This is a genomic window from Cupriavidus basilensis OR16 (genome assembly GCF_000243095.1).
GTDB classification, from domain to species: domain Bacteria; phylum Pseudomonadota; class Gammaproteobacteria; order Burkholderiales; family Burkholderiaceae; genus Cupriavidus; species Cupriavidus basilensis_D.
On sequence record NZ_AHJE01000007.1, the window covers coordinates 82,664 to 90,514 of the forward strand.

Sequence of the window (7,851 nt, forward strand, 5' to 3'; positions counted from 1 at the left end):
TCCACCGGCCCCCGCTCTTGTTGGAGTAAAGACAACGGGTGTTAGAAGACGGCGCTGCCCGACTGGTTCCGGGAACTCCAAAAAACCGGCAGCAATCCGCGCCTTGGGTCAGCGTACTTCGTCCAGTTTTGCCAGGGCCGCACGCAGTGCCGGCAGGCGCTGCGCAAGGCCAGCCAGGCGCGCGGCGTCGGGCTCGCGCTGCGGGGCCGCCCAGACGGCTTCGGGAAAATGCGTGTCCCAGCGATAGCGTGGAATGATATGCCAGTGCAGGTGCGGCACCATATTGCCGAAGGCGGCAAGGTTGACCTTGTCGGGCGACATGGTCGCGCGCACCGCGCGCTCCACGCGCGCCACCAGGCGCATCAGCCAGGCCTGGTCGTCCTCGCAGAGGTCGGTCTGCTCAGCCACGTGGCCGTTCCAGACCACCCGGCAAAATCCCGGAAAGCGCTCGTGCTCGACCAGGATGACGCGGGCGCGCTCGCCGCGCCAGGCCAGTTCCCCGCCGTCGGTCTCGCACAGGGGGCAGTTGGGGACGAGGTTCACGCGCGGACTCCTGGCGCATCAACCCACTGTCCAGGATTAGCTCCGCTCGGCATCACACCAGCACCCGCTCGATGCCGCCCGAGTTGGCCTTGGCCACGTAGTCCGGCATCCAGTTCTCGCCCAGCAGGTGCTTGGCCATTTCCACCACGATGTAGTCCGCGGTGACCGTGGCGTCTTCCTTGTAGCGCGACAGGCCCTGCAGGCAGGACGGGCAGCTGGTCAGGATCTTGACGTCGCCGACGAAACCGTCGGTGCGCAGCTTGTCCGCGCCCTTGGTCATCTCCTCTTCCTTGCGGAAGCGGATCTGGGTGGAGACATCCGGGCGCGACACCGCCAGGGTGCCGGACTCGCCGCAGCAACGCTCGTTCTTCTCGATCTTGCCGCCGCCCTCGTTGCCGCCCATCAGCTCGTTGACGAGCTTGGTCGGGTCCATGGTCTTGATCGGGGTGTGGCAGGGGTCGTGGTACATGTAGCGCGTACCGGTCACGCCCTCCAGCTTGACGCCCTTCTCCAGCAGGTACTCGTGGATGTCGATGATGCGGCAGCCCGGGAAGATCTTGTCGAATTCATACCCGGCCAGCTGGTCGTAGCAGGTGCCGCAGCTCACCACCACGGTCTTGATATCGAGGTAGTTGAGCGTGTTGGCGACCCGGTGGAACAGCACCCGGTTGTCGGTGACCATCTTCTCGGCCTTGTCGAACTGGCCGTTGCCGCGCTGCGGATAGCCGCAGCACAGGTAGCCCGGCGGCAGCACGGTCTGCACGCCCACATGCCACAGCATGGCCTGCGTGGCGAGGCCCACCTGCGAGAACAGCCGCTCCGAGCCGCAGCCCGGGAAGTAGAACACCGCCTCGGTCTCGGGCGAGGTCCGCTTCGGGTCGCGGATGATCGGCACGATCTCGTTGTCTTCGATGTCGAGCAGCGCGCGCGCGGTCTTCTTGGGCAGGTTGCCCGGCATCTTCTTGTTGATGAAGTGGATCACCTGCTCTTGCACCGGCGCACGGCCCACCGTGGCGGGCGGGTGCGCGGTCTGCTTCCTGGCGAACTTCTTGAGTACGTCGTTGCCCAGGCGCTGCGCCTTGTAGCCCCAGTCGATCATGACCTTGCGGGTCATGTTGATGGTCTGCGGGTTGGTGGCGTTGAGGAAGAACATCGATGCGGCGGTGCCGGGATTGAACTTCTTCTGGCCCATCTTGCGCAGCAGGTTGCGCATGTTCATCGACACGTCGCCGAAGTCGATCTTGACCGGGCACGGCGTCACGCACTTGTGGCAGACCGTGCAGTGGTCGGCCACGTCGGAGAACTCGTCCCAATGCTTGATCGAGATGCCGCGGCGGGTCTGCTCCTCGTAAAGGAAGGCTTCGACCAGCAACGAGGTCGCCAGGATCTTGTTGCGCGGGCTGTACAGCAGGTTGGCGCGCGGCACGTGGGTGGCGCACACCGGCTTGCACTTGCCGCAGCGCAGGCAGTCCTTGACGCTGTCGGCAATGGCGCCGATATCGCTCTGCTGCATGATGATGGACTCATGCCCCATCAGCCCGAACGACGGCGTATAGGCGTTGCGCAGGTCGGCGCCGGGCAACAGCTTGCCCTTGTTGAAGCGGCCCTGCGGGTCCACGCGCTGCTTGTACTCGCGGAATTCGCCGATCTCGTCCTCGGTCAGGAACTCCAGCTTGGTGATGCCGATGCCGTGCTCGCCCGAGATCACGCCGTCGAGCGAGCGTGCCAGCGCCATGATGCGGGCCACCGCGCGGTGGGCGTCCTGCAGCATGTCGTAGTCGTCGGAGTTGACCGGGAGATTGGTGTGCACGTTGCCGTCGCCGGCGTGCATGTGCAGCGCCACGAAGACGCGGCCGCGCAGCACCTGCTTGTGGATCTTCTGCGCTTCGTCCAGGATGGGCTTGAACTCGCCGCCGTTGAAGATATTGCGCAGCTCGGCACGCACTTCGTTCTTCCAGGACACGCGGATGGTGCGGTCCTGCAGCAGGTGGAACACGGTCGCGTCCGGCTGCTGCTCGAGGCGCGCCTCGAAGGCCTGGCCGAGCAGGCCCAGGCCATGGCCGATCAGCGACGCGCGCGCGGTGGCCAGCGGCGTGTCGAGATGGTTCTGCAGGTAGGTCCAGCGCGAGCGGATCTCGCGCAGCAGCTGCAGCGCGTGCTGCACGCGGTCTTCCAGCAGCTCGGCGCTGGGAATCTCGTTGGCGTCGTCGCTGCGGCCCAGCGGCAGGTTGCCGCGCGCGAAGAAGGCTTCCAGCGCGTCGGTCAGCTGGAGCTTGTTCTTGATCGACAGCTCGATATTGATGCGCTCGATGCCATCGGTGTACTCGCCCATGCGCGGCAGCGGGATCACCACGTCTTCATTGATCTTGAAGGCGTTGGTGTGCTTGGCGATGGCGGCGGTGCGCGAGCGGTCCAGCCAGAACTTCTTGCGGGCCTCCGGGCTGACCGCGACGAAGCCTTCGCCGCTCTTGCCGTTGGCCATGCGGATGACTTCCGAGGTGGCGCGGGCGACCGCGTCCTGGTCGTCGCCGACGATGTCGCCGATCAGCACCATCTTCGGGAAGGCGTTGCGCTTGCTCTTGGTGGCATAGCCCACCGCGCGCAGGTAGCGCTCGTCCAGGTGCTCCAGGCCAGCCAGGATGGCGCCGCCGGGGGTGCGCGATTCGGCGTCGAGGTAATCCTTGATTTCCACGATGCTCGGAATGGCGTCGCGCGCCTGGCCGAAGAACTCCAGGCAGACCGTGCGCACATGCGCCGGCATGCGGTGCAGGATCCAGCGCGCGCTGGTGATGATGCCGTCGCAGCCTTCCTTCTGGATGCCGGGCAGGCCCGCCAGGAACTTGTCGGTGACGTCCTTGCCCAGGCCTTCCTTGCGGAACTTGCGCCCTTCGATGGCAAGGGTTTCCGTGCGCAGCGGCTTTTCGCCGGGCGCGCGGTTGCCGTCCGACCACTTCAGCTCGAAGGTGGCAACCGCCACGTCGTGGATCTTGCCCAGGTTGTGGTCCAGGCGGGTGACTTCCAGCCAGTTGCCTTCCGGATCCACCATGCGCCACCAGGCCAGGTTGTCCAGCGCGGTGCCCCACAGCACGGCCTTCTTGCCGCCGGCGTTCATGGCCACGTTGCCGCCAATGCAGGAGGCATCGATCGAGGTCGGGTCGACCGCGAACACCAGCCCTGCCTTGTCCGCCGCATCCGCCACGCGGCGGGTCACCACGCCAGCGCCGGAGAAGATGGTGCCGACCTTGTGCGACACGCCCGGCAGGTCGGTCTGCTCGACCGGCCCGAGTTGTTCCAGCTTCTCGGTGTTGATGACCGCGCTCATCGGCGTCAGCGGCACGGCGCCGCCGGTATAACCGGTGCCGCCTCCGCGCGGGATGATGGTCAGGCCCAGCTCGAAGCAGCCCTTGACCATGCCGGCGATCTCTTCCTCGGTGTCCGGAGTGAGGACCACGAACGGATATTCCACGCGCCAGTCGGTCGCGTCGGTCACGTGCGAGACGCGGGACAGGCCGTCGAACTTGATGTTGTCTTTCTGCGTGACGCGGCCGAGCACGCGCTGGGTGCGCTTGCGCAGGTCATAGGCGTCGGCAAACTCCTGCTTGAAGTCCTCGATGGCCTGCTTGGCGAAGCTGACCAGCTGCTCGACCCGGTGCGAGCGGTCCTCGGCGGCCGGCTCGGCGTGCTCCGCACGGTCGGCGGCGCGGCGCTTTTCAACCTCGGAGAGCCGGTGATGAAGTGCCGTAACCAGCATCTGGCGGCGCTTGGGGTTCTCCAGCAGGTCGTCCTGCAGGTAAGGATTGCGGCGTACCACCCAGATATCGCCCAGCACTTCATACAGCATGCGGGCGGAGCGGCCGGTGCGGCGTTCGCCGCGCAGCTCCGCCAGGATACGCCAGGCTTCTTCGCCTAGCAGCCGGATGACAATCTCGCGATCCGAGAATGACGTGTAGTTATAAGGGATCTCTCGCAGGCGCGCGGGGGCATCCTGCACGGCGAGTTTGGCATCGAGCACGAGTGGGGCGTTCATGGGGAGGGGACCGCTTCCTGTAGCGCACGGGGACGGTGCGCCGGATCGTCTTTAAAGGGCAATTGTACTTCAAGGCCTGGTTTCGCCGCACCGCAACATGGCAGAACCTTGCTTGGGCAAGGGTTGCTTTACCCCTGTCGTGGCGCCGGAGCCGCTGGCTAGAACAGACTCTTGAGGCTGGTAGCGATGCCGTGCCAGAAACTGTTCGGGATCCAGAGCAAGGCCATGGTCATGGCAAGGTAGCGCAGAAACTTGCCAATCGCCATGTAAACGAGGCTAGGCCAGAACGGTAGCCGGAGCCAGCCCGCCAAAGTGCACAAAGGATCACCAATGCCCGGCAGCCACGATACCAGCAGGGTCGGCGGCCCCAGGCGGCGCATCCAGCGGAAGTAACGCGCGTCCAGCGCCGGTTTGCGCGGCCGGCGGGGATGGCGGCGGTGCTCGGCATGCTCCTCCTCGTGCGCGCGCTGCTGGCGCCGCCGGCGAAAACGCACTAGTGCCAGCTTGGCCGCATAGCCCAGCCACCAGTCGATGGCGCCGCCAGCGGTATTGCCGAGCGTGGCCACGATGATGGCCGGCCAGAACAGATGCGGGTTGAGCTTGATATAGGCAAAGACGGCCGGCTCGGAGCCCAGGGGCAGCAAGGTAGCGGACACCAGGCTGACCACGAAGATGGCCGGCAGCCCCACTTTGGGCAGGGCAGCGGTTTCGAACAACCAGTCGATGAAGCCTTCCATATGGACAATGTTGGTGCCGGTGCGGCGGCGCCTTGATGTAGCGATCGGACGGCGGGCCATTCTAGCAGCGCCGCGCAGCGCGCCGGCGCCGGAGGCCGTCCGCCGCCCTGGCTGCATCAGGTGGCGAAGGGGCAACCCGCATGGCATGCGCCGGCGATTTGTGATTAACTGTTAGAGCCTGCCGCAGCCAAACGTTCGCGGCGCGGCGTCAGCTGGCGGCATTCAGCCTTACCGGCAGCACCGCAGTACCAACATCACGAAATAGCCGTACCCAGCAAACGGCAGTAACGCGTCGTGGCCAGTCCCGCGCAGCTTTTCGGGATTCAGGGATTGGTCGTGCACGTGTCCACCCACATGGAGACAAGCATGGCGATTCCTATCCGCCTGACCGTCAACGGCCGCGCCGTCGATGCGCAGGTAGAACCCCACACCCTTCTCGTCCAGTTCCTGCGCGAACAACTCCGCCTGACCGGCACCCATGTCGGCTGCGACACCGCCCAGTGCGGGGCCTGCACCGTGCACATGGACGGCCGTGCGGTCAAGTCGTGCAACATGCTGGCGCTGCAGGCGGATGGCGCCAGCATCACCACCATCGAAGGACTCGCCCCGGAGGGCCAGCTCCACCCCATGCAGGAAGCCTTCCGCAACTGCCATGGCCTGCAGTGCGGCTTTTGCACGCCCGGCATGGTGATGAGCGCCGTCGCGCTGGTCAGGCAGCAGCCCAATGCCGACGCCACCGCCATCCGCGAGCAGCTCGAAGGCAACCTGTGCCGCTGTACCGGCTACCACAACATCGTGCGCGCGGTGCAGGAAGGCCAGTCCGCGATGCATGGCGTCAGCGCTGAATAAGGGGACCGCCATGAACGCACCTGACAACCAGCACCTGATCGGCGCCCCGGTCAAGCGCAAGGAAGACTACCGCTTCCTCACCGGCAACGGCCAGTACACCGATGACATCGTGCTGCCGCAGCAAAGCTACGGCTTCTTCCTGCGCTCGCCGCACGCGCACGCGCGCATCGTCTCCATCGACAAGACCGAGGCCCTGGCCTCGCCCGGCGTGGTCGCCATCTTCACGGGCGACGACGTGGCCACCGACAAGGTCGGCGGCCTGCCCTGCGGCTGGCTGATCCACAACATCGACGGCAGCCCGATGAAAGAGCCGCCTCACCCCGTGCTGGCACAGGGCAAGGCCCGCCATGTCGGCGACCAGGTCGCCCTGGTGGTGGCCGAGACGCTGCAGCAAGCCAAGGACGCAGCCGAGAAGCTCGATGTGCAATACGAGGAGCTGCCCGCCGTGGTGAACACCGCGCATGCGGCGTCCGCCAGCTCGCTGGTGCATGACGACGTGCCGGAGAACACCAGCTATGTCTGGGGCCACGGCGACCGCGCCGCCACCGACGCCGCCTTTGCCAAGGCCGCCCACGTGACCACGCTGGAGATCGTCAACAACCGCCTGATCCCGAACGCCATCGAGCCGCGCGCCGTCAATGCCAGCTACACCCGGCAGGACGACAGCTACACCGTCTACGTATCGAACCAGAACCCGCACGTGGAGCGCCTGCTGATGGGCGCCTTCGTGCTCGGCCTGCCGGAGTCCCGCCTGCGCATCATCGCGCCCGACGTGGGCGGCGGCTTCGGCTCCAAGATCTTCCTGTACGCGGAAGACGTGGCGCTGACCTGGGCCTCGAAGAAGATCAAGCGCCCGATCAAGTGGACCGCCGAACGCTCGGAGCGAACGCTCGGAGTCCTTCCTGACCGATGCGCACGGCCGCGACCACGTCACCAAGGCCGAGCTGGCGATGGACGCCGACGGCAAGTTCCTGGCCATGCGGGTGCACACCACCGCCAACATGGGCGCGTACCTGTCGACCTTTGCCAGCAGCGTGCCGACCATCCTGTACGCCACGCTGCTGGCCGGGCAATACACCACGCCAGCGATCTACGCCGAGGTGCGCGCGGTCTTCACCAACACCGCGCCGGTGGATGCCTACCGCGGCGCGGGCCGCCCGGAAGCCACCTACGTGGTGGAGCGGCTGGTGGAAGCCGCGGCGCGCGAGATGAAGATGGACCCGGCGGAAATTCGCCGCAAGAACTTCATCCACGACTTCCCGTACGCCACCCCGGTCGGCCTGACCTATGACACCGGCGACTACGAGCCGTGCCTGGCGCGCGCGCAAGAACTCGCGGATGTCAAAGGCTTCGCCGCGCGGCGTGATGAAGCCAGGCAGCGCGGCAAGCTGCGCGGGCTGGGCTACTCCTGCTACATCGAGGCATGCGGGCTGGCGCCGTCGAATATCGCCGGCGCGCTGGGCGCGCGCGCAGGCTGTTCGAAGTGGGCGAGATCCGCGTCCACCCGACCCGGCTCCGTAACCGTCTTCACCGGCTCGCACAGCCACGGCCAGGGCATGAAACCACCTTCGCGCAGATCGTGGCGGACCGGCTCGGCATTGCGCTGGATGCGGTGGAAGTCGTGCATGGCGACACCGGGCGCGTGCCGTTCGGCATGGGCACCTATGGCTCGCGCTCGCTCTCGGTGGGCGGCTC

General features: G+C 66.3%; 4 protein-coding genes and 2 pseudogenes. 3 read left to right on the forward strand and 3 right to left on the reverse strand.

Features of this window, described 5'->3' with window-relative positions:
- Window positions 1-108: 108 nt before the first annotated feature.
- The 3 genes from OR16_RS02880 to OR16_RS02890 form a co-directional block, all read right to left on the reverse strand.
- A complete protein-coding gene (locus OR16_RS02880) occupies window positions 109-543 on the reverse strand; it encodes an HIT family protein (RefSeq protein WP_006156459.1) in 435 nt (144 codons plus the stop codon).
- 52 nt (window positions 544-595) lie between these two features.
- Window positions 596-4,570 carry a DUF3683 domain-containing protein gene (locus OR16_RS02885; protein ID WP_006156460.1) on the reverse strand — a complete coding sequence of 1,325 codons (3,975 nt, stop codon included), beginning with the start codon at window positions 4,568-4,570 and terminating at the stop codon, window positions 596-598.
- Window positions 4,571-4,728: 158 nt separating this feature from the next.
- Window positions 4,729-5,307, reverse strand: a complete 579-nt coding sequence (locus OR16_RS02890; RefSeq protein WP_006156461.1) for a YqaA family protein — start codon at window positions 5,305-5,307, stop codon at window positions 4,729-4,731.
- 366 nt (window positions 5,308-5,673) lie between these two features.
- On the opposite strand from OR16_RS02890, the gene OR16_RS02895 reads away from it, so the two are divergent.
- From OR16_RS02895 to OR16_RS48045, 3 genes and pseudogenes are all read left to right on the forward strand, one after another.
- Entirely contained in the window at window positions 5,674-6,156 is a 483-nt protein-coding gene (locus tag OR16_RS02895) for a (2Fe-2S)-binding protein (protein WP_006156462.1), read from the forward strand.
- A 10-nt stretch (window positions 6,157-6,166) separates the two neighbouring features.
- Window positions 6,167-7,009: pseudogene (locus OR16_RS48040) on the forward strand (xanthine dehydrogenase family protein molybdopterin-binding subunit); the annotation flags it as partial.
- Between the two features lie 49 nt (window positions 7,010-7,058).
- Window positions 7,059-7,851 (forward strand): annotated as a pseudogene (locus tag OR16_RS48045) (xanthine dehydrogenase family protein molybdopterin-binding subunit); the annotation flags it as partial.

Bases quoted from the DNA above. Each gene is read 5' to 3' on its own strand.
- OR16_RS02885 (WP_006156460.1), bottom strand. From the start codon at position 4,570: ATGAACGCCCCACTCGTGCTCGATGCCAAACTCGCCGTGCAGGATGCC.
- OR16_RS02890 (WP_006156461.1), bottom strand. From the start codon at position 5,307: ATGGAAGGCTTCATCGACTGGTTGTTCGAAACCGCTGCCCTGCCCAAA.
- OR16_RS02895 (WP_006156462.1), top strand. From the start codon at position 5,674: ATGGCGATTCCTATCCGCCTGACCGTCAACGGCCGCGCCGTCGATGCG.